Below are 14,554 nucleotides of genomic sequence, written 5' to 3' on the forward strand. Positions count from 1 at the left end.
GCCCTCCTTCGGTGGTGCGTGGAGGCGCCCACGATACCGGCGGCCCTCGCAGGCACGGATCGGTCCCGGAAGATAAAATTCACGCATGGGACAGCGGCCCGTCGCGCCCGCCGCACCCGAGCTCGTCCTCGAGATCGACGGGGACGCCACCCTGATGAGTCCGAGCCGGGTCTACCGCATCGGGCGCGACCCCACCAGCGACATCGTCCTCGGCGACGCCCGCGCCTCGTGGCACCACGCGGTCCTGCGGGCCGTCGGAGACCACTGGACCCTCGAGGACGAGGGCAGCACCAACGGAACCTACGCGGACAGCCACCGTGTCGCCCTGCGCGAGGTCGGTCCGGGGACGGTCATCCGGTTCGGACATCCCGGCGACGGCCCCCGCGCGGTGCTCTCGGGCACGGCGCCGGCCCCGGCCGCCCCTGCTCCACCGGCCGCGACTCCCTCCCCCGGTGGCCCCGCGAGCGCGGAGCCGACCCCGGAGTCGCCGCCCGCCCCGCTGCACGAGGCCCCGACGCCGGACCTCCCCGAGGCTCCGCTCCTGGGGGAGCCGGGGCCCGGGACGCCCGTACCCCCGCCTCCCGCACCGGGCCCCGAACCGGCCCCGGCGCCGCCCCCCGTGCCGGTGCCCGAGCCGCCCGCGCCCGCGCCGCCGCGTACCCCGCCCCGGCCGTCCTCGGTCTCGCACCCGGCCCTCACCGGAACCTTCCGGCAGCCCACGTCCGTACGCCCGCTGCCGACGCGCACCGTCCGCATCGGCCGGGCGCCCGACAACGACCTTGTCGTCGACGACCTCGTCGTCTCACGGCGCCACGCCGAACTGCGGGCCCACCCGGACGGTACGTACTGGATCCAGGACCTCGGCAGTCACAACGGCACCTTCCTCAACGGCGCCCCTGTCACCGAGGCCCGGGTCACCCCCGACGACATCGTCGGCGTCGGGCACTCCGCGTTCTGCCTCATCGGCGGGCAGCTCGTCGAGTTCACCGACACCGGCGAGGTCTCCCTCGACGTGCAGGATCTCGCCGTCACGGTCGACCACGGCCGGAAGACGCTCCTGGAGGAGGTGTCCTTCCCCGTCGGGCAGAAGTGCCTGCTCGCGGTGGTCGGGCCGTCCGGCGCGGGCAAGTCGACCCTGCTCGGCGCGCTCACCGGTCAGCGCCCCGCCGACCGCGGCACGGTCCTCTACGACGGCCGTGACCTGTACCGCGACTACGCCGAGCTGCGCCAGCGCATCGGCCTCGTCCCGCAGGACGACATCCTCCATCTGCAGCTGACCGTGCGGCGGGCCCTCGCCTACGCCGCCGAGCTCCGCTTCCCCGAGGACACCGCCGCCGCCGAACGCACGGCGCGGGTGGACGAGGTGATCGGTGAGCTCGGCCTCGTCGAGCGGGCGCAGCAGCCCATCCACAGCCTCTCGGGCGGACAGCGCAAGCGGGTGAGCGTCGCGCTGGAACTGCTCACCAAGCCCTCCCTGCTCTTCCTCGACGAGCCGACCTCCGGCCTCGACCCGGGGATGGACCGTTCGGTGATGCACATGCTGCGCGGGCTCGCCGACGACGGCCGTACGGTCATCGTCGTCACGCACAGCGTCCTGAGCCTGGACGTCTGCGACCGGCTGCTCGTGCTCGCGCCCGGCGGCCGCGTCGCCTACTTCGGGCCGCCGGACGACACCCTGGGCTTCTTCGGCTTCGACCAGTGGCCGGAGGCGTTCGAGGCGTTCGAGACCGAGCGGGGGCGCGACTGGGCGGGACAGTACCGCTCGTCGCGCTTCCACCGGCAGTACATCGCCGACGCGATGGAGCGGCCCGGGCTGCCGGCCGCCGGGGCCGGCGCCCCCGAGCCACCGCCGCCGCGCAAGGCGCAGAGCTGGTGGTCCCAACTCCGTACGCTCGTGCGCCGGTACGCGGCGGCGCTCTCCGCCGACCGGACGTTCCTGGCCATCATGATCGCCCTGCCGTTCATCATGGGGGCGATGGCCCGGGCACTCTCGGAGGGCAGTCTCAACCCCGAGTCGACACTGAACGTGCTGCTGATCCTGTGCGTCGGCGGCGTCCTGACGGGTGCGGCCAACGCCGTGCGGGAGCTCGTGAAGGAACGCACGATCTACCGGCGTGAGAGAGCCGTCGGCCTCTCGCGGTCCGCGTACCTGATGTCGAAGGTGGTCGTGCTCGGGCTGATCACGGTCGTCCAGGCGGTGGTCCTCACGCTGGTCGCGCTGATCGGGGTGCCACTGAACGTCCCCGGCGGCAAGGGCGTCCTGATGCCCCCGCTCATCGAACTCACCCTCGCGGTCGCGCTGCTCTCCTTCACGGCGATGATGCTCGGCCTGTTCGTCTCCGCGCTGGTCCGCAAGGAGGAGGTGACGATGCCGCTGCTCGTCCTCCTGGCCATCGTGCAGGTGGTGTTCTGCGGCGCGCTGCTCACCGTCACCGGGACACCGGTCCTGGAACAGCTGGCGTGGCTGGTGCCGTCGCGGTGGGCGTTCGCGGCGATGGGGGCGACGATCGACATCGGGACGACGGCGCCGAGTGAGAAGACGGCCGACCCCCTGATGGACCACACGGTGGGCGCCTGGCTGTTCGACATGGGGATGCTGGTGGTGCTCTGTGTCGTGCTCGGCTTCCTCGTGGCGAGGCTGCTGCGGCGGCATGAGCCGGTGATCATGCGGAAGTGATCACCGGGACGCGACGGATTCTGGATCCGATATCCGATGTCCAATGGGATCCGATATCCGATGTCCAATGTCTGACATCCAGTGAAGGCAGGCGGTCCATGGGCATCCCGGTCACTCCCCCGGTCCCCGACGAGGTACCGGACTTCCGGCCGACCCACATCGTGCCGCGCGACGGCCTGCCCGCCTGGGAGGGTCCCGATCCGGGCCTGCCGACGGTGCCCCTGGACGCGTTCCTGCCCGTGCAGCTCACGCAGCGCGTCGGCGACTGGGGCGAGGTCCTGTGCTCCAACGGCTGGTCCGCGTGGGTCGACGCCCGACTGCTGGTCTCCGTGCCCCTGGATCCGCCGGAGGCCCGGCAGCCGCTCGCCAGGACCGCCGATCCCCGGCCGTTGATCGCCCGTGCGGAGGAGTCGCTCGGCAGGTACCGGCGGGCCGCGGAGGAGCTGGCGGCCTCCCGGGTGGACCGGGACGGGTTCCAGCGGCGGACGCACGGGCTGCGGGTGGGGATGGTGGTCGACGGCGAGGCCCTCTGGCTGTACGACGCCGAGCACGAGCGCTGGGTGTACTGCGACGGTACGGCCCTGAGTACGTACGCGGCCTCGGCCGGCCCCTCGGTCGCCTCCGTGGTGCACGAACCCACCCGGGTGGTGCCCCGACCGGCGGAGGACGACCAGCAGGAAGCGCCCGCCGGCCCGCCCCCCACCCAGATCGTGGACCAGGCGCACCTGCCGGGTGAGAGCTGATGGGCGGGCCGGCCCGAGACACGGGCCTCCCGGCGGGCCGGGAGTCGGGGCTCGTCGGGAAGCAGATCGCCGACTACCGCGTCGAGGCCGAGATCGGCCGCGGCGGGATGGCGGTCGTCTACCGGGCGCTCGACCTACGGCTCGACCGGACGGTGGCGCTGAAGCTGCTGGCGCCGGAACTGGCCCGCAACGACACCTTCCGCAAGCGGTTCGCGCACGAGTCGCGGGTGGCGGCCGCGATCGACCACCCGAACATCGTGCCGGTCTTCGAGGCGGGTGAGACGGAGGGTGTCCTGTACATCGCGATGCGCTTCGTCGCCGGCCAGGACCTGCGGGCGCTCCTCGACCGCGAGGGCCCGCTGCCGACGGTGAAGGCGGGACGGATCGCCGTGCAGGTGGCGTCGGCGCTGGACGCGGCGCACGCCCACGAGTTGGTGCACCGGGACGTGAAGCCCGGGAACATCCTGGTCGCCGAGGGCACCGACCGCGACCATCCCGAGCACGTCTACCTCACGGACTTCGGGCTCACGAAGAAGTCCCTGTCGCTGACCGGGTTGACCACCGTCGGCCAGTTCGTGGGGACGTTGGACTATGTGGCACCCGAGCAGATCTCGGGCAAGCCGGTGGACGGCCGCTGTGACGTGTACAGCCTGGCGTGTGTGGTCTACGAGACGCTCACGGGTGTGCCGCCGTTCCGCCGCGACGACGACATGGCGCTGCTCTGGGCCCACCAGTACGACCCGCCGCCCCCGCCGTCGACCGAACGGCCCGAGCTGTCCGAGGCGGCCGACCAGGTGCTCGCGAAGGCGCTGGCGAAGGTGCCGGAGGAGCGGTACGGAACGTGCCTGGAGTTCGTCGCGGCACTGCGGGCGGCCCTGGAGCGGGGTGCGCCGGGCCCCGGCCCGGGTCCCGACGAGGGGGGAGGCCCGAAGCCGCCGCCCCCGCCCCCCGAACCGCCCGCCTGGGCCCGCCCGGTCTTCCGGGAGCCGCCCTCGTCCTGGCGCTAGGCCCGTCCTCGTACTCGACTCGGCGTCGGGGCCCCTGTCAGGCCTTCGGCCGCCCGGTCCCCCCGGACTCCGTCTCACCGCGGCGGCGGACGCCGGAGGCCAGGAGACCACCCAGGAATCCGGCGACGAGCCCCCAGAGCAGGGCGAAGCCGACGATCTTCCAGACGTCGGGGCGCAGGATGACCTGGCCGCCGAGGGACTCCAGTTCGCCGATGCCGAGGATGGAGAGCCCGAACCGCGCCTCGACGAGCGTCACGGGGGCGACGACCAGCATGGTCAGGGCGAACGCGATGCCGAGGTGGAGCGCGTGCTGCCAGAGGCGCGTGCGGGCGGGCGAACGGACGGCGGCCACGAAGGCCACGGCGAGGACGAGGACGGCCGCCACCGGGATCATCCACCAGGCCCGGGAGTCGTACGAGGCGAGGGAGTCGAGGTCGACCGTGGACAGGCCCTCGGTGTCGGTGCGGAGCACCGCGTCGAGGATGGGCGGCATCGGCAGCCCGAACGGCCCTTCGACCGTGCCCTGCCAGGAGCCGCCGATCCCCACACCGAGGGCGAGCCAGCTGACGTTGGGCAGGCCCAGCAGGATGACGGCGAACGTCTCCGCCGCGTGGCCGCGTGTGGCGGCGACGACGATCCCGATGACCAGGCCGATGACGACGTACGCGAGGACGAGGAGCAACATCGCGGAGGCCACCGGCCGGACGGCTTCGTGGTAGCGGACCAGGCGCGGTGGGAGCGGGGTCGCCCGCGAGACCAGCAGGGCGATCAGGAGGACGCCGAGGATCCACAGGAGCCCGTAGAGCAGGGTGGGGCCCAGCTCGGTGCGGAAACCGACCGTCGGGTTCACGGCGTCGAGGAGTTCGCCGAACAGGTCGGACATCGGGTCTTCGCTCTGGCCGCCGGGGAGCGTGACGGGAAAGTCGCGGCGGGCGAGGGCGGAGAGCCCGGCGAGCGCGGCCAGCCACAGCAGGACGGTGCGCCCGACGCGGGCGAGGAGGTCGCCGGTGCGGGCCACGGCGTGGTGGCGGAGCGGGAGGAGGAAGCAGAATCCGGTGACCAGTGCGCCCACCAGGGTGACGGTGAGGGGCATGGCGGTGAGTTCGGCGTTCGTACCGGCGAGCGCGCTGGCGTCGCCGGAGAGGTCGATCTGGCCGCCGGCGGCCATGACGACGACCGCGGCCACGACGTTCACGAATCCGCCGGGCAGATCGGCGGCGCCCGCGGCCCAGAGGCCGAGTGCGGCGACGACGGCCATCGCGAGGAACCCGGCGAGGACGGCGGCCAGGGCCTCGCCCCAATGGCGGGCGAGGTGACCGGTGTCGTGCGCCGGGCCGGACGTGGTGGGGAGCCGACTGCTCACGCTCACCACGCTAGTACCGGCGACCGCTGCTCGCAGGGGCTGTGGACGGCGTCCGCTTGCGGGCCGGGCACCTTCCGCGCACACAATGGGCGCGGAACGGAAGAAAGGGAAAAACGTGACTTCCCACCCGTCGTCCGGCCGCCCCTCGGTTCCTCCCGCAGGTCCGCCTTCGGGCCCCCTCTCGGGCCCGAGCACCAGCCCAGGGCAGGCCGGCCCCCCACCGCCCCCAGGACCGCCGCACGACGGCTCGGGGGGCGGCTCGGGCGGTTCCGGCGGGCCCGGCGGCGGTGGCGGTACGGGCCGCGGCCCGGGCGACGGTGGCGGCCCCTGGTGGCGCTCCGTCCCCAAGGTCGCCTCGGTCACCGCGGTGCTGGTCGCGGCCGTGGCCCTGGTGGTCGTCCTCACCCGCCCGGACGGCAACGGCGGAGACACCGGGGGCTCCGGCGGCGAGGTGTTCCTGCAGAACGCCGCGGCCACCGGCCCCGATCCGTTCACCAAGTCGACGGCCCGCACCACGAACGCCTCGCAGTCGCCCGCCCCGCTGCCCAGCCCGACGCGCTCCGCGGACGCCACCGCCACGCGCAGCGTGTCCGGTGCGGCGCCGGGCCTCTACGGCGGTACGCAGTCCACGGCGAGCTGTGACGTCGAACAGCAGGTCCGCTACCTGGCCGACGAGCCGGCCAAGAACGCGGCCTTCGCCCAGGTCCAGGGGATCTCCCCCGGCGAGGTGCCGGGGTATCTGCGCTCCCTGACCCCGCTTCAGCTCCGGGTCGACACCCGGGTGACCAACCACGGCTTCCGGGACGGCGGCCCGACCGCCTACCAGGCGGTGCTCCAGGCCGGTACGGCCGTGCTCGTGGACGACCGGGGCGTGCCGCGGGTGCGCTGCGCCTGCGGAAACCCGTTGACGCCGCCGGTCGCCCAGCAGGACTTCAAGACGACGGGCACCAAGTGGGCGGGTTATCAGCCTTCCCAGGTGGTCGTCGTGGCGCCTTCGGTGACGGTGGTGAACGTCTTCGTCGTGTACGACCCCGAGGACGACGACTGGTTCGCCCGCAAGCCGGGCGACACCGGGAAGCAGGACAAGCCGACGAAGCCGCCGACGGCGCCCCCGTCGCCTTCCGTCTCCGGCTCGGTGACCGAGTCCCCCAGCTCGCAGTCCCCGTCCTCGCCGGTGCCCTGTGTGACGGTGACGGGCACGGACACGCCGACACCCAAGGACGGTGTCACTCCCCCGGCGTGCCCGTCGGACTCGCCGTCGTCGTCCTCGCCGGCCTCCGAGTCGCCCGAGTCGCCCGCCTCACCCGAGTCGCCCGTCTCGCCGGAGTCGGTGAGTCCGCAGTCGGAGCCGGCGACCGGGGACAGCACCGCCGACGGGACGCCGACGAACGGCACGCCCTCCAACGGCACGACGGAGCGCTCGGCGTCCGTGAGCCCGCAGTCGGCGGACATCTCGGAGTCGACCTCCGGGCCGGCCCCGCAGTCCGGGCCGGGCGCCGCCGATGTGGTCCTCGCGGACGCCCGGCCGGCCTCCTGAAGCGTTCGTTCTACCGCCGGTGCGGCTCAGGCCGAGGGGCAGGCGCGGGACGGGGCGGTGGACTCGACGCCGGTGCCCGCGCGGCGGCGACCCGCCGCCGCCAAGGCCGCGCCGAGCTTTCGGATCCAAATTCCGATCGGCACGGGCTCCGCGCGGCGCTCCTCCGCCCGCTGCTGCCACAGCCTCTCGTCACGGTCGGTGAGGCGTGCACTCATCGCTGTTCTCCTCTCCGTGGCCGCCGGGCCACTGAGACGGAGTCTGTAGCCTTATTGGCCTGGGTAGCAGAGCCAATGAGGAGTGATTGGCATGGCAGAGGGTCGAGTGGTCCGCAGTGTGGTCCGGACCGTGGTCCATACTGCGGACCGCACACTGACCGGCCGCCAGCTGGCGGCGCTCCTGACGCGACCGCCGGAGGGCAGGTTCGGCTACCGGGAGCTGGCACGGGCCGTCCGGGAGACCCTGCTCGACGGCCGGGTCGCCCTGCGCATGCGGCTGCCCGCCGAGCGCGAACTAGCCCAGGCGCTGGCCGTGAGCCGTACGACCGTGACCGGCGCGTACGACCTGCTGCGGGAGAGCGGGTACGCGCACAGCCGCCGGGGCGCGGGCACCTGGACGGCGCTGCCGGACGGCCAGACCCCGACCAGCCTGGCCGCCTTCCACGCCTCCCCCGAGGCCGCGATCGATCTCGCGCTCGCCGCGCCCGAGGCCCCCGCCGACGACCTGGCCGAGGCGCTGACCGCCGCCTCCGCCGAACTGCCCCGCTACGCGGGCTCCCAGGGCTACCACCCGTTCGGCCTCCCCGAGCTGCGCTCCGCGATCGCCGACCGGTACACCCGTCGCGGGCTCCCCACGCTCCCCGAGCAGATCCTCGTCACCACGGGTGCCCAGCAGGCGCTCGCCCTGGCCGTGGCGCTCCTCGGCGGCCCCGGTGACCGGGCGCTCGCGGAGAACCCCTCGTACACCAACGCCCTGGACGCCATGCGCGGGCGGCGTCTGCGCCTCACGCCCGTACCGGTCACCGAGGCGGGCTGGGACAGCGGGCTGATCGACGCGGCCCTGCGGCAGACGGCGCCCCGACTCGCCTACCTGATCCCGGATTTCCACAACCCGACCGGGCGGCTGATGCCGGACGCGCAGCGCCGGGAGGTGGCGCGCTCGGCGCGGGCCACCGGGACCTGGCTGGTGGTCGACGAGACGCTCACCGACATGGCCCTGGACGTGCCCGCGCCGCGACCGTTCGCGGCGGCACCGGCGTCGGGCGACGGCGAGCAGATCATCAGCGTCGGCTCGCTCAGCAAGAGCTGCTGGGGCGGTCTGCGGGTGGGCTGGGCGCGGGCCGCCTCCCGGGTGGTCACCGAACTGGCGCGGGTCCGGATCACCGCCGATCTGTCGGGTTCGGTCCTCGACCAGCTCGTGGCCGTGGAACTGCTCGGCCGGCTGGACTCGATCCTGCCGCGCCGCGTCGCGGAGCTGCGGGTGCGCCGTGACGCCCTGGCGACGGCGCTCGCCCGTCATGTCCCGGAGTGGCGCTGGACGCTCCCGCCCGGCGGTCTGTGCCTCTGGGTCGACCTGGGGCGCCCCGTCGCCTCGGCGCTGGCGGCGCGGGCGCTGCGGCACGGTGTCCGGGTGGAGGGCGGCACCCGTTTCGGTGTGGACGTGGGCACGCACGAGCACCGCCTGCGGATTCCGTTCGCGCTGCCGCCCGAGGTCTACGACACGGCCGGCGAGCGGCTCGCGACGGCCCTGGCCGGGGCGCCGGCCCGGTTCGTCGACCCTGATCTGCCGGACTGGGTGGCCTGACGGGCTGCCGGCCGACCGAAATCCGGATGCTCGCACCGCACGATGTGTGTACGGTCCACCGAGTGGAACCTCTCACCGACCAACAGATCCGCTCGTCGTTCGTGAACTGCACGAAGGGCGAGGCGAGCAGACTCAGGCTTCCGCTGGACTTCGCCGAACTCCCCTGGCAGGACCTCGACTTCCTCGGCTGGGTCGACCCGGGCGCGCCGCTGCGCGCCCACCTCGTCGTCCCCCGCCCGGACGGCCCGCTCGGCATCACCCTGCGGGTGCCCGCCACGAGCCGTACCAGCGCGGTCAAGTCCAGCCTGTGCCAGGTCTGCCTGACCGGGCACGCCTCCTCGGGTGTGACCCTGCTGGCGGCGCCGCTGGCCGGCACCCGCGGACGTGAGGGGAACACGGTCGGCATCTACCTCTGCGCCGACCTGGCCTGTTCCCTGTATGTACGCGGCAAGCGCCAGCCCAGGCTGCGGGCCGGCCGCCCGGAGGAGTCGCTGTCGATCGAGGCGCGCATCGAGCGGATGACGGGCAACCTGGACGCGTTCCTCGCGAAGGTGACGGCCGGCTAGGCCGACGACGCCCAACGGGTCAGCGGAAGGCCTGCTCGCCCGTGAGCGCCTTGCCGATGACGAGGGAGTGGACCTCGCTGGTGCCTTCGTAGGTGAGGACCGACTCCAGGTTGTTGGCGTGGCGCAGCACCGGGTACTCCAGGGTGATGCCGTTCGCGCCGAGGATCGTGCGGCACTCACGGGCGATGGCGATGGCCTCACGTACGTTGTTCAGCTTGCCGACGCTGACCTGCTCGGGCGTGAGGCCGCCCGCGTCCTTGAGGCGTCCCAAGTGGAGGGCGAGCAGCATGCCCTTGCCCAGCTCCAGGGACATGTCGGCGAGCTTCTGCTGCGTCAGCTGGTAGGAGGCGAGGGACCGTTCGAAGACGATGCGGTCGCCGGCGTAGGCGATGGCGGTCTCCAGGCAGTCACGGGCGGCGCCGAGCGCACCGAACACGATGCCGAAACGGGCCTCGTTGAGACAGCCCAGCGGGCCGGAGAGTCCGCGCGCCTCGGGCAGCATCGCGTCGGCCGGCAGCCGGACGCCGTCCAGGACCAGTTCGCTGGTGACGCTGGCCCGCAGCGACAGCTTCTGCTTGATCTCGGGCGCGCTGAAGCCGGGGGTCCCGGCGGGTACGAGGAAGCCGCGGACCCCTTCGTCGGTCCGGGCCCAGACGACGGCGACGTCGGCGACCGAGCCGTTGGTGATCCACATCTTGGTGCCGTCGAGCACCCAGTCGGCACCGTCGCGGCGGGCGCGGGTGCGCATGGCTCCGGGATCCGATCCGGCGTCCGGCTCGGTGAGTCCGAAGCAGCCGATGTACTCGCCGGCCGCCATCCCGGGCAGCCACTGCCGCTTCTGCTCCTCCGAGCCGTACTTCCAGATCGCGTACATCGCGAGGGAGCCCTGCACGGAGACGAGGCTGCGCAGCCCGGAGTCCACGGCCTCCAGCTCCAGGCAGGCGAGGCCGTAGGCGACGGCGTTGGTACCCGCGCAGCCGTAGCCCTCCAGGTGCATGCCGAGGACCCCGACGCCGCCGAGTTGCCGTGCGAGTTCGCGGGCGGGGATCTCCCCGCGGTCGAACCAGCCGGCCACGTGGGGGCGGAGTTCCTTGTCCGCCATGGTGCGCACCGTCCGGCGGATCTCCCGCTCCTCGTCGGTCAGCAGACCGTCGATCGCCAGCAGGTCGAAGGGGTGGACGGGGGACGACTTCGACGCGGGCGACGGCTGCGACGACTTCACGGACGGCCTCCAGGCTGGTGCGACGATGCGGTGGGGCGAGCGTAGCGGGAGATTGGATTTTGGATCCAGTCTTGAATATCCGATCTCCGATGCCTACGTTCGGATCGGATCCAATCACCGGTGGAGGGGTTCGAGATGCACGCCGATCAGCGGGAACCGTCCGGGCCCGGCGCCCTGTCCGGCATCGTCGTGGCCGACTTCGGGCGTGTCCTCGCCGGCCCCTACATGACCATGCTCCTGGCGGACCTCGGCGCCGATGTGATCAAGATCGAGCGGCCGGGTTCCGGTGACGACACCCGCGCGTGGGGTCCCCCTTTCGCCGACGGCGAGGCCACGTACTTCCTCGGGGTGAACCGGAACAAGCGCTCCATCGCCCTGGACCTGACCGACCCGGCGGACCGGGACACCGCCCGGTCGATCGTCGACCGCGCGGACGTCCTCGTGGAGAACTTCCGGCCCGGCACGATGGAGAAGCTCGGCCTCGGGTACGAGGACGTCCGCGCCGCCAACCCCGGGCTCGTCTACTGCTCGGTGACCGGCTTCGGCACCGCCGAGGGCGCCCGTCTGCCCGGCTACGACCTCCTCGTCCAGGCGATGGGCGGGCTGATGAGCGTGACCGGCGAGCCCGGCGGTCCCGGGACGAAGACGGGCGTCGCGCTCGTCGACGTCATCACCGGCCTCCACGCGGGCTTCGGGGTGCTGGCCGCGCTGCGGCACCGGGAGCGGACGGGCGAGGGCCAGCGGGTCGAGGTCTCCCTGCTGACCTCGCTGCTCTCGGCCCTCACCAACCAGTCCGCCGCCCATCTCGGCGCCGGGGTCGTCCCGCGCGCCCTGGGCAACCGGCATCCGAGCATCGCCCCGTACGAGGTGTTCGAGGCGCGGGACCGGCCGCTGGTCCTCGCCGTGGGCAACGACCGCCAGTTCCGCACCCTCTGCGCGCGCCTCGGGTTGCCCGCTCTCGCCGACGACGCCCGTTTCGCGACCAACCCGGCCCGCGTCGCCCACCGCGAGGAACTGGTCGCGGCCCTGTCGGTCCCGCTCGCCGAGCGGACCGCCGACAGCTGGTTCGAGGAGCTCACCGCGGCCGGGGTGCCCTGCGGGCCGATCAACGACCTCGCCGCCGCCTTCGAGTTGGCCGGCCGGCTCGGTCTCGCCCCGCGCGTACCGGCCGATGCGGCGGGGCCCGGCCAGGTCGTCAACCCGGTGACGCTCGGCGTCACCCCAGCCTCGTACCGCACCGCTCCCCCGCGCCTCGGGGAGCACACGGACGCCCTGCGCGACGAACTGGGACGGGCGCCCGGCACGGCGTCGTAGCAAGATGTCCGGATCAAGAACCGCGCACGGCGCGGGGCGGCCGGCGGGAAGCCGGCAACGAAGCCGGGCAGGAAGCCGGGAACGAAGCACGAGCACGGAACGACGGAAGGGTCACAGGCGATGAGCAGCGCGGTGCGGAAGGGGCGGCCGCCGACCGCCCAGCAGTTCGTCCTCCAGGAACTGCGGCGCGCGATCTCCGCCGGGGAACTGCGGCCCGGCGGACAGATCCGCCAGGACGCGCTCGCCGCCCGGCTCGACGTCAGCCGCGTGCCGCTGCGGGAGGCTTTGAAGATCCTGGAGGGCGAGGGACTCGTCGTCCATCACATCCACCGGGGCTACTTCGTCACCGAGTTGTCGCTCGCCGATCTGGAAGAGGTGTACCGCATCCGTCAGTTGCTGGAGACCGAGGCGGTCCGGCTCGGAGTCCGGCGCGCGGACGACGGACTGCTCGCGTCCCTGGAGGAGATCCAGCGGGAGGTGGAACGGGCCGCCGACGCCGGGGACGTGACGGCGATGGGCGCGGCGAACCGCCGTTTCCACTTCGCCCTGATCGAGGCGTCGGGGATGCCACGCCTGGTCCGCCTCGTCACGACCCTGTGGGACGCCACCGACGCCTACCGCTCGCTGTACTACACCGAGACGCCGAACCGGGAGCTGGCCGTGCGCGAGCACCGCGCGGTCGTCTCGGCCCTACGCAACGGCGACGAGGAGGCCGTGGTGCGCGAGCTCGACGCGCACCGGGCGCACGCGGTCACCGCCCTGCGCGAGGTCCTCGACCTGGGGTGAGGGGCCCACCCCCGGAAGGCGCCGCACAGCCGCCTCCCGGGGGCCGCACGATGCCCCCGGCGCCACACAGCGCTTCCCGGAGCCCCGCATGGCGGCCCCCGGATTGCTCCGCACGGGCACGAGGGCGTCCGAAGCATTGACAGGGTCATAACATCCTCACCATTCTGAGAGCGCTCTCAGAGCGCTCTCAGCCCTCGTTCCCCCCACCCCGAGGAGCACCCCGCATGCCTTCCCATCGCCGCCGACCGGCGCGGCTCGCCCTGCTCGCGTCCGTCACCACCGCCGCCCTGATCGGCACCGCCGTCACCCTGGCCGGCCCCTCGCCCACGGTCCAGGCCGCCACCACGGGCACCGCCGCCGTCCCTGCCACCATTCCGCTCACCTTCACCAACAACTCCGGCCGCGGTGAGCGGATCTACGTCTACAACCTGGGCACCGAGCTCTCCACCGGCCGTCAGGGCTGGGCGGACGCGAACGGCACCTTCCACCCCTGGCCGGCCGGCAGCCCGGTGCCCGTCCCCGCCCCCGACGCGTCGATCGCGGGGCCCGGGGCGGGGCAGTCCATGACGATCCGGCTGCCGAAGTTCTCCGGCCGGATCTACTTCAGCTACGGCCAGAAGCTCGACTTCAGGCTCGCGACCGGCGGACTCGTCCAGCCCGCCGTCCAGAACCCGAGCGACCCCAACCGCAACATCCTCTTCAACTGGTCCGAGTACACGCTCAACGACGCGGGCCTCTGGCTCAACAGCACCCAGGTCGACATGGTCTCGGCCCCCTACGCGGTCGGCGTCAAGCGGCCCGACGGCAGCGTCGCGACCACCGGCCGGCTCAAGCCCGGCGGCTACCGAGGCTTCCTCGACTCCCTGCGCGCCCGCCCCGGCGGCTGGGGAAACCTGATCCGGACCCGCGCCGACGGCACCGTCCTGCGCGCCCTCGCGCCGGGCCACGGCATCGAGGCGGGCGCCCTCCCCGCGACCGTGATGGACGACTACATCAACCGGGTCTGGACGAAGTACGCGACCTCGACGCTCACCGTGACACCGTTCGCGAACCAGCCGTCCGTGAAGTACTTCGGCCGTGTCTCCGGCGGCGTCATGAACTTCACCGACGGCACGGGAGCGGTCGTCACGTCGTTCCAGAAGCCCGACTCCGACAGCGTGTTCGGCTGCTACAAGCGGCTCGACGCGCCGAACGACCAGGTGCGGGGCCCCATCTCCCGTACCCTCTGCGCCGGTTACAACCGCTCCACCCTGCTGACCAACCCCAACCAGCCGGACAGCTCCTCGGCCGGCTTCTACCAGGACGCCGTCACCAACCACTACTCGCGCGAGATCCACGCGCGCATGGCCGACGGCAAGGCCTACGGCTTCGCGTTCGACGACGTCGGCGCCCACGAGTCCCTGGTGCACGACGGCAATCCGCAGCAGGCGTACGTCACCCTCGACCCGTTCGACTAGACGCCGGCCCCGGGCCCCCGGAGCGTCGGCGTCGCCGCCCTCCCCGCCATGTGAGGGATCATGGACGGAGGAGCGGGAGAAG

General features: G+C 73.0%; 11 protein-coding genes. 9 read left to right on the plus strand and 2 right to left on the minus strand.

Features of this window, described 5'->3' with window-relative positions:
- Positions 1 to 85: 85 nt before the first annotated feature.
- From ACF09C_RS01365 to ACF09C_RS01375, 3 genes are all read left to right on the plus strand, one after another.
- The gene (locus tag ACF09C_RS01365) at positions 86 to 2,677 is read left to right on the plus strand and encodes an FHA domain-containing protein (RefSeq protein ID WP_392087317.1); all 2,592 of its coding nucleotides are present in this window, start codon (positions 86 to 88) and stop codon (positions 2,675 to 2,677) included.
- A gap of 98 nt (positions 2,678 to 2,775) precedes the next feature.
- Entirely contained in the window at positions 2,776 to 3,420 is a 645-nt protein-coding gene (locus tag ACF09C_RS01370; RefSeq protein ID WP_392087319.1) for a hypothetical protein, read from the plus strand.
- Positions 3,420 to 4,427, plus strand: a complete 1,008-nt coding sequence (locus ACF09C_RS01375) for a serine/threonine-protein kinase (RefSeq protein WP_392087322.1) — start codon at positions 3,420 to 3,422, stop codon at positions 4,425 to 4,427. The genes ACF09C_RS01370 and ACF09C_RS01375 overlap by 1 nt, the downstream gene beginning before the upstream one ends.
- A 37-nt stretch (positions 4,428 to 4,464) precedes the next feature.
- On the opposite strand, the gene ACF09C_RS01380 is transcribed toward ACF09C_RS01375, so the two are convergent.
- A complete protein-coding gene (locus tag ACF09C_RS01380) occupies positions 4,465 to 5,790 on the minus strand; it encodes a streptophobe family protein (protein ID WP_392087324.1) in 1,326 nt (441 codons plus the stop codon).
- Positions 5,791 to 5,875: 85 nt separating this feature from the next.
- On the opposite strand from ACF09C_RS01380, the gene ACF09C_RS01385 reads away from it, so the two are divergent.
- The 3 genes from ACF09C_RS01385 (at position 5,876) to ACF09C_RS01395 (ending at position 9,693) form a co-directional block, all read left to right on the plus strand.
- A complete protein-coding gene (locus tag ACF09C_RS01385) occupies positions 5,876 to 7,327 on the plus strand; it encodes a DUF6777 domain-containing protein (protein WP_392087326.1) in 1,452 nt (483 codons plus the stop codon).
- Between the two features lie 306 nt (positions 7,328 to 7,633).
- The gene (locus ACF09C_RS01390) at positions 7,634 to 9,127 is read left to right on the plus strand and encodes a PLP-dependent aminotransferase family protein (RefSeq protein ID WP_392087328.1); all 1,494 of its coding nucleotides are present in this window, start codon (positions 7,634 to 7,636) and stop codon (positions 9,125 to 9,127) included.
- 26 nt (positions 9,128 to 9,153) lie between these two features.
- Positions 9,154 to 9,693: an FBP domain-containing protein gene (locus tag ACF09C_RS01395; RefSeq protein WP_392087330.1), complete on the plus strand. Its 540-nt coding sequence runs from the start codon at positions 9,154 to 9,156 to the stop codon at positions 9,691 to 9,693.
- 19 nt (positions 9,694 to 9,712) lie between these two features.
- On the opposite strand, the gene ACF09C_RS01400 is transcribed toward ACF09C_RS01395, so the two are convergent.
- On the minus strand, positions 9,713 to 10,915 hold the full coding sequence (locus ACF09C_RS01400) for an acyl-CoA dehydrogenase family protein (protein WP_392087332.1): 1,203 nt from the start codon (positions 10,913 to 10,915) through the stop codon (positions 9,713 to 9,715).
- Positions 10,916 to 11,050: 135 nt separating this feature from the next.
- On the opposite strand from ACF09C_RS01400, the gene ACF09C_RS01405 reads away from it, so the two are divergent.
- The 3 genes from ACF09C_RS01405 to ACF09C_RS01415 all read left to right on the plus strand — a co-directional run bounded on the left by ACF09C_RS01405 (position 11,051) and on the right by ACF09C_RS01415 (position 14,472).
- Entirely contained in the window at positions 11,051 to 12,229 is a 1,179-nt protein-coding gene (locus ACF09C_RS01405) for a CaiB/BaiF CoA transferase family protein (protein ID WP_392087335.1), read from the plus strand.
- Positions 12,230 to 12,349: 120 nt separating this feature from the next.
- The gene (locus ACF09C_RS01410; protein WP_392087338.1) at positions 12,350 to 13,015 is read left to right on the plus strand and encodes a GntR family transcriptional regulator; all 666 of its coding nucleotides are present in this window, start codon (positions 12,350 to 12,352) and stop codon (positions 13,013 to 13,015) included.
- 224 nt (positions 13,016 to 13,239) lie between these two features.
- The gene (locus ACF09C_RS01415) at positions 13,240 to 14,472 is read left to right on the plus strand and encodes a glycoside hydrolase family 64 protein (protein ID WP_392087340.1); all 1,233 of its coding nucleotides are present in this window, start codon (positions 13,240 to 13,242) and stop codon (positions 14,470 to 14,472) included.
- Positions 14,473 to 14,554: the final 82 nt, after the last annotated feature.

The sequence above is a fragment of the Streptomyces sp. NPDC014870 genome, assembly GCF_043081505.1.
GTDB lineage: Bacteria > Actinomycetota > Actinomycetes > Streptomycetales > Streptomycetaceae > Streptomyces.

What these genes read in the sequence shown, in the direction of transcription:
- ACF09C_RS01385 (WP_392087326.1), top strand. Translation starts at nt 5,876, where the DNA reads ATGGGCGCGGAACGGAAGAAAGGGAAAAACGTGACTTCCCACCCGTCG.
- ACF09C_RS01415 (WP_392087340.1), top strand. Translation starts at nt 13,240, where the DNA reads ATGCCTTCCCATCGCCGCCGACCGGCGCGGCTCGCCCTGCTCGCGTCC.
- ACF09C_RS01365 (WP_392087317.1), top strand. Translation starts at nt 86, where the DNA reads ATGGGACAGCGGCCCGTCGCGCCCGCCGCACCCGAGCTCGTCCTCGAG.
- ACF09C_RS01375 (WP_392087322.1), top strand. Translation starts at nt 3,420, where the DNA reads ATGGGCGGGCCGGCCCGAGACACGGGCCTCCCGGCGGGCCGGGAGTCG.
- ACF09C_RS01390 (WP_392087328.1), top strand. Translation starts at nt 7,634, where the DNA reads ATGGCAGAGGGTCGAGTGGTCCGCAGTGTGGTCCGGACCGTGGTCCAT.
- ACF09C_RS01410 (WP_392087338.1), top strand. Translation starts at nt 12,350, where the DNA reads ATGAGCAGCGCGGTGCGGAAGGGGCGGCCGCCGACCGCCCAGCAGTTC.
- ACF09C_RS01395 (WP_392087330.1), top strand. Translation starts at nt 9,154, where the DNA reads ATGCTCGCACCGCACGATGTGTGTACGGTCCACCGAGTGGAACCTCTC.
- ACF09C_RS01370 (WP_392087319.1), top strand. Translation starts at nt 2,776, where the DNA reads ATGGGCATCCCGGTCACTCCCCCGGTCCCCGACGAGGTACCGGACTTC.
- ACF09C_RS01405 (WP_392087335.1), top strand. Translation starts at nt 11,051, where the DNA reads ATGCACGCCGATCAGCGGGAACCGTCCGGGCCCGGCGCCCTGTCCGGC.